The sequence below is a fragment of the Streptomyces sp. NPDC054783 genome, from assembly GCF_053611725.1.
The window spans coordinates 227,737-249,365 of the sequence record NZ_JBSHAY010000003.1; the positions used below are offsets into that span (position 1 = coordinate 227,737).

Here is a 21,629-nt window from a genome sequence, read left to right on the forward strand (position 1 = left end):
GCACTTCACCACGCCGGGCGCCCACTTCCGGACGTTCCGGACGACTCCGGGCGGACCAGGGCGCGGACCTGGGACGACTCCGACCGGTCGGGAACGAACCGGCGATAATGGCTGCATGTCGCGAGAGTTCCCCATCGGCCTCACCCCTCCCGACTGGCTGGTCCGGAACCTCCGCCCCCAGCAGGCCCCCGTCAACAAGGCCGCCATGGCCCGCGCCGCCGTCGCGATGGCGCTCCCCCTGGCGGTCGGCCTCGCCACCGGCTACCCGGCCTACGGCGCCCTCGCATCCATGGGCGCCCTGTCCGGCGTCATCGGCGACACCGCCGACGCCTACCGCATGCGCATCCTCAACATCGCCGTCCCCCAGCTCTTCGGCGCGGTCGGCGTGACGCTGGGCACGCTGGTGTACGGCCACGGCTGGTACGCGGTGGCCGCGGTGACCGGGATCGCCCTGCTCTCCGGCATGATCTCGACGATCGGCGCGGTGGCCTCGGTCTCCGGCCTGCTCCTCCTGCTGAACTGCGTGATCGGCGCCGGCCTCCCGCTCCCCCGTCCCTGGTGGCTGGCCCCGGCCCTGATGACGGGCGGCGGCCTGCTGGTCCTCCTCCTCGCCCTGCTGTCCTGGCCGTTCCGCTCGGGGGTGCCCGAACGCGCGGCGGTGGCGGCCGCCTACCGCTCCGTCGCCACGCTCCTCGCCGTCTCCGGCACGGACCGCACCGAGGAGTACGACGAGGCCCGCCGGTCCGTCACCCAGTCCCTCAACCAGTCCTACGACCTGATCCTGGCCCGGCGCGCCCGCCACCACGGCCGCAGCCGCGAACTCACCCGCCTGCTGGCCCAGTTGAACGCCGTCATCCCGGTGGTGGAGGCGGCCCCCGCGGCCCACCTGGCGGGCCGCCCGCTGTCGGCCCGGATCCCGGAGGCGGTCCGTCACCTGGCCCAGGCGGTCGAGACGGGCTGCACGGGCCCGACAGCCCTGGACCTCCCGGTGCCGACGACGGAGACGGCCCGGGCGGTGGACCACGCCCTGCGCCACACGGCCGAGGTGGTGACGGCCCCCGACGTGGACCCCCGGGGCATCGACGACCGGCTGGGCCGCCCGGCGGCACTGGGCATCCGAACGGCCAGAGCGGCCCGCAGTGTCGTCCTCTCGGCCAACTCCTGGCGCTACGGCCTGCGCCTCGCGGTCTGCATCGGCATCGCCCAGGCCCTGGTGTCGTTGATCCCCGTTCCCCGCTCCTACTGGGTGGCCCTGACGATCACCTTCGTCCTGAAGCCCGACTTCGGCTCGGTCTTCTCCCGCGCCCTGCTGCGCGCCCTCGGCACGGTGGCGGGCCTGCTGATCGCGGCGGTGGTCCTTGCGGAGGTCCCGCTGGGCTGGTGGGACGTCCTCGTGATGCTGCTCCTGGCCCCCCTGATCCCGGCGCTGACCCCCCGGGGCTACGGCTACCAGACGGCAGCGATCACCCCGGTGATCCTCCTCCTGTCGGACATCCTGAACCACCAGGGCACGGCGTTGCTGCTCCCCCGCCTGACGGACTCACTCCTGGGCTGCGCGATCGCGCTGACAGCCGGCTACCTGCTCTGGCCGGAGAGCTGGCGCACCAGGGTCGGCGACCGCCTGGCCGACGCGGTGGCGGACACGGCGCGGTACGTGGAGACGGCGTTCGCCGCCGACGGGGACCCCGCCGCCCGGGCCCGCATGCGCCGACGCCTCTACCGCGACCTGTCGGTGATCCGTACGGAGTTCCAGCGGGCCCTGACCGAACCGCCGCCGACCGGGCGCCGCGCCGCCGCGTGGTGGCCGCTGGTCGTCGCGGTGGAACGGATCGTCGACGCGACCACGGCCGCGCGTGTCCGCGTACGGCACGGGGCACCGCCCCCGGCCCCGGCCGAGATCGCCCAGGTGGTGCTGCAGCTCCGGGAGCTGTCGGAGGGCGTACGGGACGCGGAAATCCTCATCCCGGTCCGCACGGACCTCACCGGTCCGGCAGGCAGCGTCCTGGAGCCCCTGCGCCAGGAGGTCGCGGCGGCCCGGTCGATCGCTTCCCCCCACTGAGCGCTTCGCTAACCTTACGTGTCCGTCCTGGCCAGGGATCGACGTGGATCAACTCACGCGAAGGGTTGCACACATGGGCATTCTCACTCTCCTGCGGAACGCATTCAGCCGCTCCCGCAAGGGACGCGCCATCGAGGCGGAGGGTGCGGACCGCCTGCCGGCGCAACCGGAAACCTCCCAGCCCACGCCCACTGCGGCCGACCCCACGGTCCCTGAACCCCGCCGTTCCTCCTCCTCGGAACACGACCTGGTGGCAGCGGCCTTCGACAAGGTGAAGGTCCCCCACCCGGCGGACCCGACGGAGGACGAGCCGGAGCCGGAGCCGGAGCCCACGAAGAACACCGCGGAGCCGGAGCCGGAGCCGGAGCCCACGAAGAACACCGCGGAGCCGGAGCCGGAGCCGGAGCCGGAGAACAACGCCGAGTCCGAGCAGCCGGTCACCGAGAAGGCCGAGCCCGAGGAGCCGACCGAAGCGGACACCACGCCGGAGGCCGAGCCGCAGGTCGCCCAGACAGCCGAAGCCGACGAGCAGACCGAGCCGGAGGCCGCGGAAACAGCCGGCACCGACGAGCCGGCCAAGCCGGAGGCCACGGAAACAGCCGACACCGACGAGCAGGCCAAGCCGGAGGCCACGGAAACAGCCGACACCGACGAGCCGGCCAAGCCGGAGGCCACGGAAACAGCCGACACCGACGAGCAGACCGAGCCTCAGGTCGAGGAGACGGCTGAAGCCGAGGAGCCGACCGCGTCCGACGAGACGACGGCCCCGCAAGCCGCCGACGGCGAGGACACCCCACAGGCGCCACCCGCAGCCGACGACGAGACCCGCACGGGGGGTGCGGGTGGGAACGACGACGCCGAAGGCGAAGCCGAGGCGAACGCCGACCCGACCCCCACGCCGGAGGCGACCCGCACGGGTGGTGCGGATGGGAACACCGACGCCGAAGGCGAAGCCGAGGCCAGCGCCGACCCGACCCCCACGCCGAAGACCCCCGCCACCACCCTCGCCAAGGTCAGGTCCCGCACCCCCTCCCTCGCCACCGCCTACAAGGCCGCCACGGCCACCCTGAAGGAGAAGGACCTCACCGGCACCCGCGCCAAGGTCTACCTCGTCCTCGACCGCTCCGCGAGCATGCGGCCGTACTACAAGGACGGTTCCGCCCAGGCCCTCGCCGACCAGACCCTCGCCCTCGCCGCCCACCTGGACCCCGAGGCCACGGTCCACACCGTCTTCTTCTCCACGGAGATCGACGGCACCGCCGACCTCACCCTCACCCCGGACCACGAGACGAAGATCGACGACGTGCACGCCGGCCTCGGCCGCATGGGCCGTACCAGCTACCACGCCGCCGTGGAGGCCGTACTCGCCCACTACGACGCGTACGAGAAGGACACCACCCCGGCCACCCCCGCCGTCGTCGTCTTCCAGACCGACGGCGCCCCGGACGCGAAGACCCCCGCGACCCAGGCCCTCACCACGGCGGCGGACACCCACCCCGCCGTCTTCTTCTCCTTCGTCGCCTTCGGAGAGCACGACAACAAGGCCTTCGACTACCTCCGCAAGCTGAAGACCGGCAACACGTCCTTCTTCCACGCGGGCCCCACCCCCCGCGAGCTGACCGACGCGGAGCTGTACGAGGGCGTCCTCGACACCTGGCGCCCGTAACACGGACCCACGACGGGCCGTAACCGTCAGTGACTCCGGGCCGCCCGCTTCCCACCCTGCAAAACGGGAAGCGGGCGGCCCACCCATGTCGGCTACGATTTCAAGGTTCGAAACCGCAGAAAAGCAGCGACCTGGGAGCAGCCACGATGGCTCGACACCTCATCACCAGCGCCCTTCCGTACATCAACGGGATCAAGCACCTGGGCAACATGGTGGGGTCCATGCTCCCGGCGGACGTGTACTCCCGCTACCTCCGCCAGCGCGGACACGACGTCCTGTACATCTGCGCCACCGACGAGCACGGCACCCCGGCCGAGCTGGCCGCGAAGGAGCAGGGCCTGCCGGTCGCCGAGTTCTGCGCGCAGGCGCACGACGCGCAGAAGGCGGTCTACGACGGCTTCCACCTCGCCTTCGACTACTTCGGCCGCAGCTCCTCCCCGGAGAACCGCGAGATCACCCAGCACTTCGCCCGCAAGCTGCACGAGAACGGCTTCATCGAGGAGCGGGCGATCCGCCAGGTCTACAGCCCCGCCGACGGCCGTTTCCTGCCCGACCGCTATGTCGAGGGCACCTGCCCGCACTGCGGTTACGACAAGGCCCGCGGCGACCAGTGCGAGAACTGCACCCGCGTGCTGGACCCGACCGACCTGATCAATCCGCGCTCGGCGATCTCCGGCTCCACGGAGCTCGAGGTCCGCGAGACCAAGCACCTCTTCCTGCTCCAGTCGAAGCTGGAGAACGAGGTCCGCGAGTGGGTGGCCCGGCATGACAAGGACTGGCCGCAGCTCGCCTCCTCCATCGCCCACAAGTGGCTGACCGAGGGCCTGCACGACCGCGCGATCACCCGGGACCTGGACTGGGGCGTCCCGGTCCCGGCCGACACCTGGCCGGAGCTGGCCGCCGAGGGCAAGGTCTTCTACGTCTGGTTCGACGCACCGATCGAGTACATCGGCGCGACGAAGGAGTGGGCCGACCAGGACCCGGAGAACCGGGACTGGAAGTCGTGGTGGTACGACGCGGACTCCGGTGAGAACCCGGTCCGCTACACCGAGTTCATGGCCAAGGACAACGTCCCCTTCCACACGGTGATGTTCCCGGCCACCGAGCTGGGCGTGCGCGAGCCGTGGAAGAAGGTCGACTACGTCAAGGCCTTCAACTGGCTGACGTACTACGGCGGCAAGTTCTCCACCAGCCAGAAGCGCGGTGTCTTCACCGACCAGGCGCTGGACATCCTCCCGTCCGACTACTGGCGCTACTTCCTGATCGCCAACGCCCCGGAGTCGGACGACTCGTCCTTCACCTGGGAGCACTTCACCGCCACGGTCAACAAGGACCTCGCCGACACCCTCGGCAACTTCGTCAACCGCGTGCTGTCGTTCTCGAAGAAGCGCTTCGGCGAGGAGGTCCCCGCGGGCGGCACCCCCGGCGAGGCCGAGACGAAGCTGGGCGGGCAGATCGCCGAGCTCCTCGCCGAGTACGAGGGTCACATGGAGGCCCTGCAGTTCCGCAAGGCCGCCGCGGCCCTGCGCGCCCTGTGGTCGGCGGGCAACTCCTACCTGGAGGAGAAGGCCCCCTGGCTGCAGATCAAGACGGACAAGGACGCCGCGGCCCTCACCCTGCGTACGGCGATGAACCTGATCCACCTGTACGCGGTGGTCTCCGAGCCGCTGATCCCGGCCACGTCCGCCGCCATGCGCCAGGCCTTCTCCCTCCAGGCCGACACCGCCACCTGGATCACCGAGGCCGAGGCCAGGTCCCTCACCGCCGTCACCGCCGGCACGCCCTTCACGGTCCCCCCGGTCCTCTTCGCCAAGCTGACCGACGAGGACCTGGCGGCGTACAAGGAGCGCTTCGGCGGCGAGGAGGGCTGACGGCTCCGGCAGCCGGGGCGGGCCCGGGAAGGCGTTACTTCCCGGGCCCGCCTCGTACGCGCCGGGGTTACTTCAGCACGCCGGCGCCGGTGGTGGTCGCCAGTTCCGCCGGCAGGTTCTTCGCGGACGTCTCCAGGCCCGCGGTGAGCGTCGGCGTCCAGTTCACGGTCGTCCTGATCTTCTTCGAGTCGGCGGCGTTGTACGCGGCGACCAGGTCGGTCTCCGTGCCGTTGACGAGGTTGCCGCTGCCCGCGACCGAGCAGGTGCCGTCGCCGCTGAGCAGCCCCGCGACCTTGCCGCCGGACGGCACCCTCCAGTAGTTGTCCTGCGCCACGACCTGCGCCTTCGCACGGGAGTTGATGCTGTACAGGGGCGCGTAGCCGTCGGCGGTCGTCGTGTCGTACAGGTTGTCGTAGACGTGGATCCGGCCGATCCGGGCCAGCGGGGCGCGCTGCACGATGCCCTTCCACAGGTTGTGGTGGATGGAGACGCGCAGCCTGCCGGTGCTGTCCTTGTCGCTGCTGCCGATCAGCATCGTCTTGTCGTGGTCGGTGAACCGGTTGCGCTCGACGGTGACCAGGTCGGAGCCGTTGGTGATGTCGAGGGCGCCGTCGTGGACCTGGTACTGGCGGCCGTAGTGGTCCGGGGTGGCGCTGTCGAAGCGGGGCGCGTCGGTGAACGTGTTGTGGTCCGCCCACACATGGGTGGCGCCCCGCAGGGTGACGGCGTCGTACTGCGAGTTCCAGTTGCCCTTGTCCCCGTCGGTCGGGTCCCACTGCGGGAAGCAGTCCTCGACCGCGGAGAAGGCCAGATTGCGGACGATGACGTTGTCGACGTCCTTCAGCTGCAGGCTGCCACCGGTGATCCCGGCGTTCGTGCCGGGCACGCCCACGACGGTCGTGTGGGCCGGCACCTTGAAGACGATTACGCCGGGAGCGAGTAGCCCGTGCCCTTCGCGTAGTCGGCGCAGGTGAGCTTTCTGCCGCCGTCGTCGGTGTTGGCGTCGACGGTGCCTGTGACCTTGATGATCCGGGGCGTGGTGTCGGAGGCGGAGCCCAGGGCCTTCACCAGCTGGGCGCGGGTGGAGACGGTGAAGGTGTGCGCGGAGTCGGCCTTCGCGCCGCCGGTGGTCCCAGTGCCGGAGGCGGCCCAGCCGTCCTTGGCGGGGAGCGTCTGGTGGTACAGGTCGACGGCGCCGGCGTTCGCGCTCATCACGAACATCCCGGCGCCGACGCCCGCGGCCACGACGGCGGCGGACACGGCGAGGGTGCGCCGCTTGCGCAGGGACCGGCGGTGGGAGGGAGCAGCCACGGAGGAGTCCTCAAGGGTGTGCTGAACATGCCTTACGACTCCTCAGTGGCCGCCGCCGGCAAGGAAGTTGCCGCCTCGCGGTGAGAATCTCCGGCTCAGGAGGCGTACCCGAGGACGAGCGCGCCGACGACGGGTGCGGCGTACACGAGCGGGAAGGGGATGTGCGAGTACCAGCGTGCCCGCGCCACGGTGACGGCGGCCCCGAGGAAGTAGGCCACCAGCCCGATTCCCGCCAGCACCCCGATCACCGGCACGAACAGACCGACCACCAGCCCCACGGCCCCGGCGGCCTTGGCCACGCCGAGCAGGGTCCACCACGACTGCGGCACCCGGTAGTCGGTGAGCGCCTTGACGATCCACTGGGCCCGCAGCAGCAGTACGGCACCGGAGAAACCGGCCATCAGCGCGGCGAGCAGGGTGACGACGATCTGAGCGGTACGCATGAGAGGCTCCCATCGAGCATCGAGCATCGAGCGGTCGAAGAAGTGCGGACACCTCTCTGAACCCCGAGCCCGCGCCCGTGTGACAGGAACCCGGAAAAAATCTTGAACGTCCCCGAACCCCACCACCGGCTCCTCGCCGACGTCGTCACCGCGGGCGGTCCGTACGGGCTGGTGCTCGCCGGTGGATATGCCCTGCAGGCGCACGGTCTGGTGGCGCGGCCGCATGCGAACCTCGACTTCGCCACGGAGAGTTCCGAGGGCATGGACCGGATCGCCGCAGCGGTCGGTGCCGCCCTGGAGGCCCGCGGACGGCAGGTGCGGGCCGGTGCCGTCTCCGCGCTCACCGCACAGCTGACGGTCACCGACCCGCCGACCGGTGAGCCGTGCGCCCTGGCGCTGCACAAGGAGGCCTTGTGGCAGCCGCCGGACCTCACCGCGTACGGCCCGGCGCTCTCCCTGGAGGACGCCGTCGGCACGAAGATCCGGGCGCTGTACGACCGGGGCGCGGCCGTCGACCTGATCGACGCGCGGGCCGCCGCGAACCGGTTCTCCCTGCGCGATCTGGAGGAACTGGGCCGCCGGCACGCCCACGACCCGTTCGACCTGCCGACCCTGCAGTCCCGGCTGACGGGCACGGACTTCTACTCCGACGTGGACTTCCTCCGGTACGGCCTGCAGGCGGCCGAGGTCACCGCCCTGCGCGCCTGGGCCCAGCAGTGGTCCGACGACATCGCCGAGCGCCTGCTGGAGGACGGCGCGTCGCCCGACGCGGAGGACGAGGAGTGACGACGGAGAGGCCCGCACCCCACGCCGGGGTTCCGGGCCTCTCCCTTGAAACTTCTGCCGTACTACTTCGGCTGCGGCTTCCTGATGTTCAGGTGCAGCTCGCGCAGGCGGGCCTCCTCCAGCTCGGTCGGGGCGCCCATCATCAGGTCCTGGGCGTTGCCGTTGAGCGGGAAGGCGATCGTCTCGCGGATGTTGGGCTCGTCCGCGAGGAGCATGACGATGCGGTCCACGCCGGGGGCGATGCCGCCGTGCGGCGGGGCGCCGAAGCGGAGCGCGCGGAGCATGCCCGCGAACTTCTCCTCCACCGTCTCGCGGTCGTAGCCCGCGATCTCGAAGGCCTTGAGCATGATCTCCGGCTCGTGGTTCCGGATGGCGCCGGAGGACAGCTCGACGCCGTTGCAGACGATGTCGTACTGCCAGCCCAGGATGTCCAGCGGGTCCTGGGTCTCCAGGGCCTCCAGGCCGCCCTGCGGCATGGAGAAGGGGTTGTGCGAGAAGTCGATCGCGCCGGTCTCCTCGTCCTTCTCGTACATCGGGAAGTCGACGATCCAGCAGAAGCGGAAGACGCCCTCCTCGAAGTGACCGGCGCGCTTGGCGGCCTCGACGCGGACCGCGCCCATGATCTTGGAGACCTCGTCGAACTCGCCCGCGCCGAAGAAGACCGCGTGGCCGGGGGCCAGGGACAGGCGCTTGGTGAGCTCGGCGACGTTGTCCTCGGTGAGGAACTTCGCGATCGGGCCGGAGAGGGAACCGTCCTCGGCGACGCGGACCCAGGCCAGGCCCTTCGCGCCAAGGGAGATCGCGAACTCGCCGAGCTGGTCGAAGAACTTGCGCGGCTGGTCCTGGACGGCCGGGACGGCCAGCGCGCGCACGTGCTTGCCGGCGAACGCCTTGAACTCCGAGCCGTCGAAGACATCGGTGATGTCGACCAGCTCCAGCTTGGCGCGCAGGTCCGGCTTGTCGGAGCCGTACTTCAGCATCGCCTCGCGGAACGGGATCCGCGGGAAGGGGGAGGTGACGTGCCGGCCGTCGCCGAACTCCTCGAACAGCTCGGTCATGAGCTTCTCGATCGGCTGGAAGACGTCCTCCTGCTCGACGAAGCTCATCTCGACGTCGAGCTGGTAGAACTCGCCGGGCGAGCGGTCGGCGCGGGCGTCCTCGTCGCGGAAGCAGGGCGCGATCTGGAAGTAGCGGTCGAAGCCGGAGATCATCAGCAGCTGCTTGAACTGCTGCGGGGCCTGCGGCAGCGCGTAGAACTTGCCGGGGTGCAGACGCGAGGGGACCACGAAGTCGCGCGCGCCCTCGGGGGAGGTGGCGGACAGGATCGGCGTCGCCATCTCGTTGAAGCCCATCGCCGTCATCTTGTGGCGCATCGCCGAGATGACCGCCGTACGCAGCATGATGTTGCGGTGCATGCGCTCGCGGCGCAGGTCCAGGAAGCGGTACTCCAGGCGCCGCTCCTCGTTGACCCCGTCCTCGGCGTTGATCGTGAACGGCAGCGGCGCGGCGGCGCCCAGCAGCTCGACCTCGGCCACCTCGACCTCGATCTCACCGGTGGGGAGGTCGGGGTTGATGTTCTCGGTTCCACGTGAAACAACGCGGCCGTCGACGCGGACCGTGGACTCCTTGGAGATCTTGTCCAGGGCCTCGTACGCGGGCGTGCCGGGCCGGGCGACCAGCTGGGTGATGCCGTAGTGGTCGCGCAGATCGATGAAGAGGATGCCGCCCAGGTCGCGCCGGTTGTGCAGCCAGCCGCTCAGCCGGACGTCGGTGCCGACGTCAGAAGCGCGGAGCTGGCCGCAGGTGTGGGACCTGTACCGATGCATCGTCGTTCATCCAGTCTTTGCGGATCGGGTGTCGCCAGGCGGGTACGGCCTAGGCCACCCCAAGGGTACCGGGCACCCCCAGCTCGGCTCCCCACCCTTTTCCCGTGCCTCCGCACTGGAGGATCCTCCGAGCCCGAGGGGCCCGGGATCCTCTGTTCCTACGGTGGCAGCTATCGGTCACATATTCCTAAAGTGGGCGAATGCGTACAGGCGAGCCCCTCCCGTCCGTCGGGGACGTCCTCGCCGCCCTCGCGACCGGGCTGTGGCACTGGGACACGGCCGCCCGACTGGTCACCGTGGACGCGGAGGCGGCGCGGCTGCTCGGGCTGCCCCCGGAGGCGACCACCCTCACGGAGGTCCAGACCCGGGCCCGGCTGCACCCGGAGGACTGGAACGAGATCACCGGAGTGGTCCCGCTGGCCGTCGACGAGGGCACGCTCGCCGAGGTGCGCATCCGGATCATGGACGAGGAGGGGAACATCCTGCGGGTCGTCCGCAGCCGCTCCAAGCCGTCCTTCGACCCCGAGCGGCGGGCGTACGAGCTGATCGGCACCCTGCAGGAGGTCACCGAGCCGACCCCCGGCACCCGGGCCGCCCGCAACGCGGTCACCGGCGACTGGCGGCGCTCGAGGGAGGCGTTCCTGCTGGACGCGGGCCGGGCGCTGGCCGAGGCCCGGTCCACGGCCGAGGTGCTGCGGGTGGTCGGCGGCCTGTCGATGCCCGGCTTCTCCCCCGACGGGCTGGTGGTGTTCGGGGTGGAGGGCGACCGGCTGACCATCACCGGCCAGCACGGGCACCAGCCCGGCGACATGGGCCCCTTCTCGCACATGGCGCTGAGCACCGACTATCCGGCGGCCGAGGTCGTCCGCACGGGCCGCGCGGTGTACATGTCCTCTCCGGCGGAGTACAAGGCCCGCTACCCGGCGACCTGGCCGCTCGCCCGTCGCTTCGGCCGCCGCTCGTGGGCCTTCCTGCCGCTGACGGTGGCCGGCCGCACGATGGGCGCCTGGATGGCGGCCTTCGCCTATCCGGTGGCGTTCACACCGGACGAGCGGGCCGTGCTGGCGACGGTGGCCCGGATGCTCGCCCAGGCGCTGTCCCGGGCGGAGGCCGCCGAGTCGGAGCGGGAGCTGACCGAGGGGCTGCAGCGCTCCATGCTGCCCTCGCTCGGCCCGGGGATCCCCGGGATGCAGGTGGCCGCCCGGTACATCCCGACCGGCGGGGGACTCCAGGTCGGCGGCGACTGGTACGACATGATCCCGCTGCCCTCCGGCCGCTTCGCGCTGGCCATGGGGGACGTGCAGGGCCATGACGTACGCGCCGCGGGCCTCATGGGCCAGCTGCGCATCGCCCTGCGCGCCTACGCCGCCGAGGGCCACCGCCCGGACGCCGTGCTCTCCCGCGCCTCCCGGTTCCTGCACGGCATCACCCATGACGACCAGATGACCGACGTCCGCTTCGCGACCTGCGTGTACGCGGAGGCCGACCCGGCGACCGGGGTGCTGGAGATCGCCCGTGCCGGGCACCCGGACCCGGCGATCCGGATGGCCGACGGCACGGTGATGCTGCGGCCGACGGCGGGCGGGCTGCCGCTGGGTGTGGACCCGGACGCGGACTATCCGACGACCCGGTTCACCCTGGAGCCGGGCGAGACGCTGATGCTCTGCACCGACGGCCTGATCGAGACCGGCGGACACGACCTGGAGAGCGGCTGGGGTCGGCTGCGCGCGATCCTGGAGGCCCACCCGGGGGACGACGAGGTCGATCTGGAGTCGCTGGCCGACGCGCTGGTGCAGGGTGTGCACGGGCCGTCCTCGCACCACACCACCGGTCCGCTGGCCGACCGCCGCGAGGACGACATCGCCCTGGTGCTGCTCTGCCGGCTGCTGGAGGGCGCCGCGCGGCCCGCCGTACGGCGCACCCTGCTGTCGGTGGCGCAGGACGAGCCGGACCGGATCGCCGAGGCCCGCCGGCACCTGCGCGAGCTGCTGCACGACTGGGCCTCGCCCGAGCAGGTCGACTCTGCGGTGCTGCTGGTCTCCGAGATGGTCACCAACGTCCTCGTCCACACCGACACCGACGCGCTGCTGCTCGCCGAGATGACCGGCGAGGCGGGCACGCGTGGGCTGCGGGTGGAGGTCACCGACACGGGCGACGACCTGCCGCACCGGCGCCGACCCGGCGAACTGGCCTCCTCCGGCCGTGGCCTGATGCTGATCGAACTCCTCGCGGACGCCTGGGGGGTGGCCCCCCGGGGCGAGGGCAAGAGCATCTGGTTCGAGCTCTATGAGTCGGGGAGTGCGGTGGGAGGCGCGTCGGGGGGTGCTTCGTGGGATGCGTCGGCCGGTGACTCGGTGGGCGTGTCGTGGGATGGGCCGGCCGGTGGGTCGCGGGGCGCGTCCGGGCGTACGGCGGGAGGTGCGTCGTGGGAAGCGTCGGCCGGTGAGTCGGGGGGCGCATCCGAGGGTGCGTCGTGGGGTGTGTCAGCCGTCGACTCGGGGTGCGCGGCGGAGGGCGGCTCGGCGGACGGTGGCGTACCCGTGGGGGACGCGGCGGGAGGCGGCGTATCCGAGGGGCGCGTGACGGGAGGCGGCGTGCCGGCGGGGGATGCACCGGGCGGCGGCGCGCCGGAAGGGGATGCGGGGGAGGGCGACGAGTCGGAGGGCGCCGCGTAACGGGTCCGCAGCTCCTGTACGACACCGAAGGCGGCCGCGGTCAGCGGGACCGCGAGCAGCATGCCGAGGATCCCCGCGACGGACGCCCCGGCGGTGATGGCGAGCATCACCACGGCCGGGTGCATCTGCATGGTCCGGCTCTGGATGACCGGCTGCAGCACATGACCCTCCAGCACCTGCACGGCGACGACGACTCCGACCACCCACAGCGCGATCACGAACCCACGGTCGGCGAGCGCGACCAGGACGGCCACCGTGCCGGAGAGGAAGGCGCCGAGGTAGGGGATGTAGGCGCCGACGAAGACCAGCGCGCCGAGTCCGACCGCGCCGGGCACCCGGAGGATCAGCAGGCCGAGGGTGATGCACACGGCGTCGATGAGCGCGATGAGGGTCGTACCGCGCATGAACCCCTCGACCGCCGCGAAGGCGCGCCGGGCAACGGCCTCCACGGTGTCGGCGGTGCCGCTGGGCGCGACGGCCCGCAGGGTCTCCACGGCCCGGTGGGAGTCGCGCAGGAAGAAGAAGACGAGCAGCAGGGCGAGCACGGCCATCGCGAGGGACTCGCCGACGACGCTGACCCCGCTGATGACGTTGGACGCGGCCGTGGCCCCGAACCTGCTCAGCAGCTTGCGGGAGTTGGCGGCGAGGTCGTCGAGACCGGTGCCGGCGGCCCCGAAGTGCGCCGAGACGCTCTTGGCGGCGTCCCGCAGCGAGGTGATGATCTGGTCGCCGGTGTCGATGAGCGCGGCGACGACGATGTACACGGCACCGCCGACGACGGCCACGACGGCGACACAGGTGAGCCCGGCCGCCACCGACGCCTGCACCCCGGCCCGCACGAGCCGCCGGTGCAGCGGGCCGAGCAGCGCGGTGCCGAGCAGGGCGAGCAGCACCGGGGTGACCGCCGTACGGAACTCCCCGCACAGCCGCACCCCGACCCACCCCACCCCGGCGACGAGGAGCAGCACGGCGCACCAGGCGGCGACACGTCGGACGGGGTCGGGCAGGAGCTGCACGCGTCCAGCGCACCATGGGCCCGGCCGGGCTGTCCTGCGTGGACGGCCCGGCCGGGTGACGGCGGCTCACCCGGCCCCTTGCGGAACGGTCCAGGCCGTCGAACACCGTCCGTACCGGCTCGAGATGCGCACTGTGACGATGTGGGCAAGCCTGAGGGCATTCCCCCAAGACACACGTCTTGCCGGAGGACCCAGGAAGGATCACTCACCATGCGACACATCGCCGCGTTCTTCGCAGCCGCGCTCCTCACGGTTCTTGCAGCCCCCGCCGCTTCCGCCGGGGAGGGAGGGTCTCACGTCTGCGACACCCATACGATCAGCTCGCTCTGCTGGTGACCTGCTTGCGAAGGTGACCTCTTTCTGAAAAGGGGACAGGCCGTCGGATCAGAAGATCCGCGGCCTGTCCCCTTCTCGTACGGACGGACTCCCGGAGGGCGGAGAGGTCACATACCGCCCGCGGACATCCCGTGCACCGCCGGGATCGAGCCCAGGCGGCCCTTCTGGAAGTCCTCGAAGGCCTGCATCAGCTCTTCCTTGGTGTTCATGACGAACGGGCCGTAGTGCGCCATGGGCTCCCGGATGGGCCGCCCACCGAGCAGGACGACCTCCAGGTCCGGGGTGTGGGAGTCCTGCTTCTCGTCCGCCCGGACGGTCAGCGCGGACCCGGCACCGAACACGGCGGTCTGGCCGAGGTGGATCGGCCGGCGCTCCGCGCCGACGCTGCCGCGGCCCGCGAGGACGTAGGCCAGGCCGTTGAAGTCCTCCCGCCAGGGCAGGGTGACCTCGGCGCCCGGGGCGACGGTCGCGTGGATCATCGTGATCGGGGTGTGCGTGACGCCGGGGCCCTCGTGGCCGTCGAGCTCACCGGCGATGACGCGCAGCAGCGCGCCGCCGTCGGGAGTGGTGAGCAACTGGACCTGGCCGCCCCGGATGTCCTGGTACCTCGGAGCCATCATCTTGTCCTTGGCCGGGAGGTTCACCCACAGCTGCAGGCCGTGGAAGAGACCGCCGGACACGACCAGGGACTCCGGCGGCGCCTCGATGTGCAGGAGTCCGGAGCCGGCCGTCATCCACTGGGTGTCGCCGTTGGTGATGGTGCCGCCACCGCCGTGGGAGTCCTGGTGGTCGAAGGTGCCGTCGATGATGTAGGTGACGGTCTCGAAGCCGCGGTGCGGGTGCCAGGGGGTGCCCTTGGGCTCCCCGGGCGCGTACTCCACCTCGCCCATCTGGTCCATCATGATGAACGGGTCGAGGTGGCGGTAGTTGATCCCCGCGAAGGCCCGGCGCACCGGGAAGCCCTCGCCCTCGAACCCGCTCGGAGCGGTCGAGACGGCCAGCACCGGACGCGCCACGGCATCGGCGGGGGCGGTCACACGGGGCAGCGTCAACGGGTTCTCAACGGTCACTGCAGGCATGGTCGGACCTCCTTCTGCGCTCACTTTAGTTGAGCGTTGAACTTTCTGCCACCCCTAACGGAACGGGCCCGGAGGGAATTCCCTCCGGGCCCAGGGGTGTGAGGTGCGCGGGGCTCGGCCGCCGTCCGCGCAGCGATGGCGACTAGCCGTACATCCGGCGCATCGCGAAGTCGACCATCTGCTCGACCGCCTTCGCATCGAAGACCATCCGGTGCTCACCCTCCATGTCCAGGACGAAGCCGTAGCCGGTGGGCAGCAGGTCGATCACCTCGGCGCCGGTGATCACGAAGTACTTGGACTCCTTGCCCGCGTACCGGCGCAGCTCCTTGAGCGAGGTGAACATCGGGATCACCGGCTGCTGGGTGTTGTGCAGGGCGAGGAAGCCGGGGGTGTCGCCGCGCGGGCAGTACACCTTCGACGTGGCGAAGATCTGCTGGAAGTCCTCGGCGGACATCTGCCCGGTGGTGAAGGCCCGCACAGCGTCCGCGAGGGAGGGCGGGGACGGCTCCGGGTAGAGCGGCGGCTGCTGACCGTACCCGCCGACACCGCCCGGCATCTGCTGCTGCGGCGGGGCGTACTGCTGCTGAGCGCCAACGTTCTGGTCGTAGCCGTACATGGGCGCAAGAGTACCGAGGGAGGGGGGAAGAGCGAGTGCCGGACGTATTTGCGTAGCGGGCATGGCCGCGAAGGAGACGGGCGCGGGCGCACCGGAGGGCACGCCGGAGCACATGGAGCTGGTGGAGCGGCTGGACGTTGCCGCGGACCCGGCCCGCGTCAGCGCGCCGACGCCGGTGATCTCGCCGGTCGACGACCCGCTACAGCCCGCCCCGGCTCCACCGCGCGGCCGCGGAAGGGATACGGGGCCCGGCTGATGGAGATACCGGGCGGCCACCCGCCTTTCGCTGAGCAGTCGGACCGGTGGGCCACCCTGCTCACCGGTCCGGTGGAGGACACTTGGAGTAGACCCTTCTCACACTTGTCCCGGCAGGGGTTGCTTCTTATTACCGACGGGTAGCATCATCGGAGCTACTTGTTGGTACGTGAACTAGGTGCGAGGAGTCAGTGCCTCGCCGATCCCTCTACGGAGCCGTCGTCATGGGGCACTACAAGTCGAATCTGCGCGACATCGAGTTCAACCTCTTCGAAGTACTGGGGCGCGACAAGGTGTACGGCACCGGCCCGTTCGAGGAGATGGACGTCGACACCGCCAAGAGCGTCCTGGAGGAGCTGACCCGCCTCTCGGAGAACGAGCTGGCCGAGTCCTTCGCCGACGCCGACCGCAACCCGCCGGTCTTCGACCCGGAGACCAACACCGCGCCGGTCCCGGCGTCCTTCAAGAAGAGCTACCAGGCCTTCATGGACTCCGAGTACTGGCGGCTCGGCCTGCCCGAGGAGATCGGCGGCACCACCTCGCCGCGCTCCCTGATCTGGGCCTACGCCGAGCTGATCCTGGGCGCCAACCCGGCCGTGTGGATGTACTCCTCGGGTCCGGCGTTCGCCGGCATCCTCTTCGAGGAGGGCAACGAGGTCCAGAAGCACATCGCCAAGATCGCCGTGGACAAGCAGTGGGGCTCCACGATGGTGCTCACCGAGCCCGACGCGGGCTCCGACGTGGGCGCCGGCCGTACCAAGGCGATCCAGCAGGAGGACGGCTCCTGGCACATCGAGGGCGTGAAGCGCTTCATCACCTCCGGTGAGCACGACATGTCCGAGAACATCCTCCACTACGTGCTCGCCCGTCCCGAGGGCGCCGGCCCCGGCACCAAGGGCCTGTCCCTCTTCCTCGTCCCGAAGTACGAGTTCGACTTCGAGACCGGCGAGCTGGGCGAGCGCAACGGCGTCTACGCCACCAACGTCGAGCACAAGATGGGCCTGAAGGCCTCCAACACCTGCGAGATGACCTTCGGCGACCAGCACCCCGCCAAGGGCTGGCTCATCGGCGACAAGCACGACGGCATCCGCCAGATGTTCCGCATCATCGAGTTCGCCCGCATGATGGTCGGCACGAAGGCGATCTCCACGCTGTCCACCGGCTACCTGAACGCGCTGGAGTACGCCAAGGAGCGCGTCCAGGGTCCCGACCTCGCGCAGTTCATGGACAAGTCCGCGCCCAAGGTCACCATCACCCACCACCCGGACGTGCGCCGCTCGCTGATCACGCAGAAGGCGTACGCGGAGGGCATGCGCGCCCTGGTGCTGTACACCGCCTCCGTCCAGGACGCGATCCAGGTCAAGGAGGCGGCCGGCGAGGACGCCTCCGCCGAGCACGCGCTGAACGACCTGCTGCTGCCGATCGTCAAGGGCTACGGCTCCGAGAAGGGCTACGAGCAGCTCGCCCAGTCGCTGCAGACCTTCGGCGGCTCCGGCTTCCTGCAGGAGTACCCGATCGAGCAGTACATCCGGGACTCCAAGATCGACACCCTGTACGAGGGCACCACCGCGATCCAGGGCCAGGACTTCTTCTTCCGGAAGATCGTCCGCAACCAGGGCGCCGCGCTGAACTCCCTCGCCGAGGACATCAAGAAGTTCCTGGCGCTCGGCACCGGCGGCGAGGAACTGGCCGGCGCCCGCGAGCACCTGGCCAAGGCCGCCGTGGAACTGGAGGCGATCGTCGGCCTGATGCTGACCGACCTCGCCGCCACCGAGCAGGACACCAAGAACATCTACAAGGTGGGTCTGAACACCACCCGCCTGCTCATGGCCTCCGGTGACGTCGTCGTCGGCTACCTGCTGCTGAAGGGCGCCGCGATCGCCGCCGAGAAGCTGGCCACGGCCTCCGCCAAGGACCAGGCGTTCTACACCGGCAAGATCGCCGCGGCGAAGTTCTTCGCCGCCAACGTCCTGCCGGGCGTCACCCTCGCCCGCAAGGTCGCCTCCGGTGTCGAGCTGGACCTGATGGAGCTGGACGAGGCCGCGTTCTAGGACCAGGCCGCGTTGTGAAAGGTACCCGCGGGTTCCTGCGGATTCCCTGTGCGGGCCCGCTCCCTTTCCGGGAGCGGGCCCGCACACGTCGTTAAGGTGAACCCATGAGCGCACCAGCCCGCTTCGACCGCGGCCACACCGACGACCTCATGTCCTTCCTGGCGGCGACCCCGTCGCCGTACCACGCCGTGGCGAACACCGCCGAGCGGCTGGAGAAGGCCGGCTTCAGGCAGGTCGCCGAGACGGACGCCTGGGACTCCTCGAGCGGCGGCAAGTACGTACTGCGCGGCGGCGCGATCGTCGCCTGGTACGTCCCCGAGGGTGCCGAGGCGCACACGCCGTTCCACATCGTCGGCGCGCACACCGACTCCCCGAACCTGAGGATCAAGCCGCGGCCGGACAGCGGGGCGCACGGCTGGCGCCAGGTCGCCGTCGAGATCTACGGCGGTCCGCTGATGAACTCCTGGCTGGACCGCGACCTGGGCCTGGCCGGCCGGCTGAGCCTGCGGGACGGCTCCTCGGTCCTGGTCAACGTGGACCGGCCACTGCTGCGTGTGCCCCAGCTCGCCATCCACCTGGACCGTTCGGTCAGCACCGAGGGGCTCAAGCTCGACAAGCAGCGTCATCTGCAGCCGGTCTGGGGCCTCGGCGACGATGTGCGCGACGGCGATCTGATCGCCTTCCTGGAGCAGGAGGCGGGGCTCGCGGCCGGCTCGGTCGCCGGCTGGGACCTGATGACGCACCCGGTGGAGGCCCCCGCCTACCTCGGCCGCGACCGGGACCTGGTCGCCGGTCCGCGCATGGACAACCTGCTGTCGGTGCACGCGGGCGCCGCCGCCCTGGCCGCCGTCGCTACCTCCGGCGCCGCGCTCACCCGCATCCCCGTGCTCGCCGCCTTCGACCACGAGGAGAACGGCTCCCAGTCGGACACCGGCGCGGACGGCCCGCTGCTCGGATCGGTGCTGGAACGCTCGATCTTCGCGCGCGGCGGCTCGTACGAGGACCGGGCCCGGGCCTTCGCCGGCACGGTCTGCCTGTCCTCCGACACGGGCCACGCCGTCCACCCCAACTACGCCGAGCGGCACGACCCGACGCACCACCCCCGGGTCAACGGCGGCCCGATCCTCAAGGTCAACGTCAACAACCGCTATGCCACGGACGGTTCGGGCCGCGCGGTGTTCGCCGCCGCCTGCGAGAAGGCCGACGTGCCCTTCCAGTCGTTCGTCTCCAACAACTCCATGCCGTGCGGCACCACCATCGGCCCGATCACCGCGGCCCGGCACGGCATTCGGACCGTGGACATCGGCGTGGCGATCCTCTCGATGCACAGCGTGCGTGAACTGTGCGGCGCCGACGACCCGTTCCTGCTGGCGAACGCCCTGACGGCCTTCCTGGAGGGCTAGCCGGCACTGCCCCGGGTACCCGGACGGCACCGGAGATTCCGGAACCGAAAGGGGAGGCGACTTCTCATGGGGCTCGGAGGATGCATCATCCTCATCGCCGTGGGGGCCATCCTCACGTTCGCGACCGACTGGCACATGCGCGGCGTCAACCTCGATGTCGTCGGCGTGATCCTGATGGCCGTGGGCCTGATCGGCGTCGCCACGTTCAGCGGTATCGCGCGACGCCGGCGCGTCGTGATGCCGCCGACACCGGTGGTGGAGGAGGAACCACACCATCACCACCACCGCGTCGACGGCTACAACGACGGCTACGGCGTCTGACGCGCCGCCCGCCTACTGGTCGTCCATGCCCGCGAGGACGAGCGGCAGGCGGTCCGCCGCACCCTCGGTGAGGCGGACCGGGACGCCCCAGTCCTGCTGGTGGACGTGGCAGGCGGGGTACGCGTTGGCGGGGTCGTCGTCACAGGAGGCGGCCATGGCCGAGACATGCAGGACGCCCTCCGCCACGGCCGGGTTCAGTTCCAGCTCGCGGCTCAGGTCCGTGTCCGCGCCCTCGCCCTTGAGCAGCAGCTCGGGCGGGGTCGAGGAGACCAGCAGACGGGTCGAGGGGCCGATGGGGGTGCCCCCGCGCGAGTCTGTTCGAGCGTGGGGGAGGGTGTCCAGCTTCTGGCCCGCAGGGGCCTGGAAGATGACGTCCAGTCTGAGGCGGCCGGGGGCGACCTCGGTCGCCGCGCGCCGGGTGCGGTGGGCGACCGACTCCACCCGCACCGCCTCCTCGGGCAGCCGCAGCCGGGTCAGCCGGTGCCGGGCCGACTCCACGACCACGATGTCCTCGCCGACGAGCACGGCGTCGCTGGGCTCACGCAGGTCGGTGGCGAGCGTGCTGACCTCGCCGGTGGCCGGGTCGTAGCGCCGCAGGGCGTGGTTGTAGGTGTCGGCGACCGCCACCGAGCCGTCGGGGAGGGCGGTGACGCCCAACGGGTGCTGGAACAGGGCCTGTCCGGCGGCGCCGTCGCGGTGGCCGAAGTCGAACAGGCCGGTGCCGACAGCGGTGTGGACGTGCCCGTCGAGGTCCACCCAGCGCAGGGCGCTCGTCTCGGAGTCGGCGAGCCACAGCCGGTCGGCGGTCGCCGCGAGACCGGAGGGCTGGGCGAACCAGGCCTCGGCGCCGGGGCCGTCGACCAGGCCCTCGTTGGTGGTGCCCGCCGCCGCGGCGACCGTGCCCGCCGCGGGGTCGTACGTCCACAGCTGGTGGACGCCCGCCATCGCGATCCACACCTTGCCGCCGAAGACCGCCACGTCCCAGGGCGAGGAGAGGTCCACCTCGCGGGCCGGGCCGGACGTGGCGGACCCCTGCCACCACTGCCTGCCGGTGCCGGCCAGGGTGGTCACCGCGCCCGTGGCGAGGTCGAGGCGGCGCAGGGCGTGGTTGACGGTGTCGGCGACGACCACCGAGCCGTCCGCCAGCAGCGCCACGCCCTGCGGCTCGTTGAAGGAGGCCTGCTCGGGGCCGCCGTCGGCGAACCCGCGCGTGCCGGAGCCGATACGCCGTACGACGGTCTCGGCGTCCTCGGCCAGCTCCACCAGCTGGTGCCGGGTGGTGTCGCTGACCAGGAAGTTCCCGGACGGGAGCAGCAGCGCCCTGCCCGGGAAGCGCAGGGTCGTCGGCTCGGGCTCCGGCGCCACGTACGGACCGTCGCCGCGGCGCAGGGTGCCCTTCGCCTCGTGCTCCGCCTCCAGCTCCTCGACCAGCCCCTCGATGGCGTGCACGTGGCCCTCGCCGGCGTGCTGGGCGACGACGTACCCCTCCGGGTCGATCACGACCAGGGTCGGCCAGGCCCGCACCGCGTACTGCTTCCAGGTGGCGAGCTCCGGGTCGTCCAGCACCGGGTGCTCGACGCCGTAGCGCTCCACGGCGTCGACGACCGCCCGGTGCTCGGCCTCGTGCACGAACTTCGGCGAATGCACGCCGATGACCACGACCGTGTCCCGGTGCTTCTCCTCCAGGTCGCGCAGCTCGTCCAGGACATGCAGGCAGTTGATGCAGCAGAAGGTCCAGAAGTCCAGGACGACGATGCGTCCGCGCAGGTCGGCGAGGGTGTACTGCTGATCGCCCGTGTTCAGCCAGCCGCCCTTGCCGATCAGCTCGGGGGCGCGGACGCGGACGCGGCGGGATGCGGAGTCGGTCATGGCTCCAAGAGTGCCACCCGACTCCGACAGCCGTTCGGGTGCCTGT

The 21,629-nt window shown here is 71.1% G+C and carries 13 protein-coding genes and 3 pseudogenes; 9 read left to right on the forward strand and 7 right to left on the reverse strand.

The features are described from left to right. Window positions 1–115: 115 nt before the first annotated feature. From ACWGJ5_RS07935 to metG, 3 genes are all read left to right on the forward strand, one after another. Window positions 116–2,059, forward strand: coding sequence for an FUSC family protein (locus ACWGJ5_RS07935; protein WP_453308905.1), 1,944 nt, complete (start codon window positions 116–118; stop codon window positions 2,057–2,059). A gap of 73 nt (window positions 2,060–2,132) precedes the next feature. Further along, entirely contained in the window at window positions 2,133–3,725 is a 1,593-nt protein-coding gene (locus tag ACWGJ5_RS07940; protein WP_453308906.1) for a VWA domain-containing protein, read from the forward strand. A 146-nt stretch (window positions 3,726–3,871) separates the two neighbouring features. Further along, entirely contained in the window at window positions 3,872–5,596 is a 1,725-nt protein-coding gene (gene metG / locus ACWGJ5_RS07945; protein ID WP_453308907.1) for a methionine--tRNA ligase, read from the forward strand. A gap of 67 nt (window positions 5,597–5,663) precedes the next feature. On the opposite strand, the pseudogene ACWGJ5_RS07950 reads toward metG, so the two are convergent. Then, window positions 5,664–6,907 (reverse strand): annotated as a pseudogene (locus tag ACWGJ5_RS07950) (pectate lyase family protein). A 95-nt stretch (window positions 6,908–7,002) separates the two neighbouring features. Next, window positions 7,003–7,350: a DoxX family protein gene (locus ACWGJ5_RS07955; RefSeq protein ID WP_453308908.1), complete on the reverse strand. Its 348-nt coding sequence runs from the start codon at window positions 7,348–7,350 to the stop codon at window positions 7,003–7,005. A 102-nt stretch (window positions 7,351–7,452) separates the two neighbouring features. On the opposite strand from ACWGJ5_RS07955, the gene ACWGJ5_RS07960 reads away from it, so the two are divergent. Then, the gene (locus tag ACWGJ5_RS07960) at window positions 7,453–8,136 is read left to right on the forward strand and encodes a nucleotidyl transferase AbiEii/AbiGii toxin family protein (protein WP_453308909.1); all 684 of its coding nucleotides are present in this window, start codon (window positions 7,453–7,455) and stop codon (window positions 8,134–8,136) included. A 62-nt stretch (window positions 8,137–8,198) separates the two neighbouring features. Here ACWGJ5_RS07960 and aspS read toward each other — a convergent pair whose 3' ends face one another. Next, on the reverse strand, window positions 8,199–9,962 hold the full coding sequence (gene aspS / locus ACWGJ5_RS07965; RefSeq protein ID WP_453308910.1) for an aspartate--tRNA ligase: 1,764 nt from the start codon (window positions 9,960–9,962) through the stop codon (window positions 8,199–8,201). 200 nt (window positions 9,963–10,162) lie between these two features. Here aspS and ACWGJ5_RS07970 point away from each other — a divergent pair. Beyond that, window positions 10,163–12,283, forward strand: a pseudogene (locus tag ACWGJ5_RS07970) (SpoIIE family protein phosphatase); the annotation flags it as partial. Window positions 12,284–12,594: 311 nt separating this feature from the next. On the opposite strand, the pseudogene ACWGJ5_RS07975 reads toward ACWGJ5_RS07970, so the two are convergent. The 3 genes and pseudogenes from ACWGJ5_RS07975 to ACWGJ5_RS07985 all read right to left on the reverse strand — a co-directional run. Next, a pseudogene (locus tag ACWGJ5_RS07975) lies at window positions 12,595–13,653 on the reverse strand (AI-2E family transporter); the annotation flags it as partial. Window positions 13,654–14,096: 443 nt separating this feature from the next. Then, on the reverse strand, window positions 14,097–15,068 hold the full coding sequence (locus ACWGJ5_RS07980) for a pirin family protein (protein ID WP_453308911.1): 972 nt from the start codon (window positions 15,066–15,068) through the stop codon (window positions 14,097–14,099). A gap of 142 nt (window positions 15,069–15,210) precedes the next feature. Next, on the reverse strand, window positions 15,211–15,684 hold the full coding sequence (locus tag ACWGJ5_RS07985) for an SseB family protein (RefSeq protein WP_228621500.1): 474 nt from the start codon (window positions 15,682–15,684) through the stop codon (window positions 15,211–15,213). Window positions 15,685–15,745: 61 nt separating this feature from the next. On the opposite strand from ACWGJ5_RS07985, the gene ACWGJ5_RS07990 reads away from it, so the two are divergent. The 4 genes from ACWGJ5_RS07990 to ACWGJ5_RS08005 all read left to right on the forward strand — a co-directional run bounded on the left by ACWGJ5_RS07990 (window position 15,746) and on the right by ACWGJ5_RS08005 (window position 19,714). Further along, window positions 15,746–15,940: a hypothetical protein gene (locus tag ACWGJ5_RS07990; RefSeq protein ID WP_453308912.1), complete on the forward strand. Its 195-nt coding sequence runs from the start codon at window positions 15,746–15,748 to the stop codon at window positions 15,938–15,940. A gap of 223 nt (window positions 15,941–16,163) precedes the next feature. After that, a complete protein-coding gene (locus ACWGJ5_RS07995) occupies window positions 16,164–17,990 on the forward strand; it encodes an acyl-CoA dehydrogenase (protein ID WP_453309167.1) in 1,827 nt (608 codons plus the stop codon). Between the two features lie 104 nt (window positions 17,991–18,094). Continuing rightward, window positions 18,095–19,393 (forward strand): M18 family aminopeptidase, encoded by a 1,299-nt coding sequence (locus ACWGJ5_RS08000; RefSeq protein ID WP_453308913.1) that lies wholly within the window; start codon window positions 18,095–18,097, stop codon window positions 19,391–19,393. A 66-nt stretch (window positions 19,394–19,459) separates the two neighbouring features. After that, complete coding sequence (locus tag ACWGJ5_RS08005) at window positions 19,460–19,714, forward strand: hypothetical protein (protein WP_385313034.1); 255 nt, start codon at window positions 19,460–19,462, stop codon at window positions 19,712–19,714. A gap of 12 nt (window positions 19,715–19,726) precedes the next feature. On the opposite strand, the gene ACWGJ5_RS08010 is transcribed toward ACWGJ5_RS08005, so the two are convergent. Further along, window positions 19,727–21,583: a thioredoxin-like domain-containing protein gene (locus tag ACWGJ5_RS08010; RefSeq protein WP_453308914.1), complete on the reverse strand. Its 1,857-nt coding sequence runs from the start codon at window positions 21,581–21,583 to the stop codon at window positions 19,727–19,729. Between the last annotated feature and the right edge of the window lie 46 nt (window positions 21,584–21,629).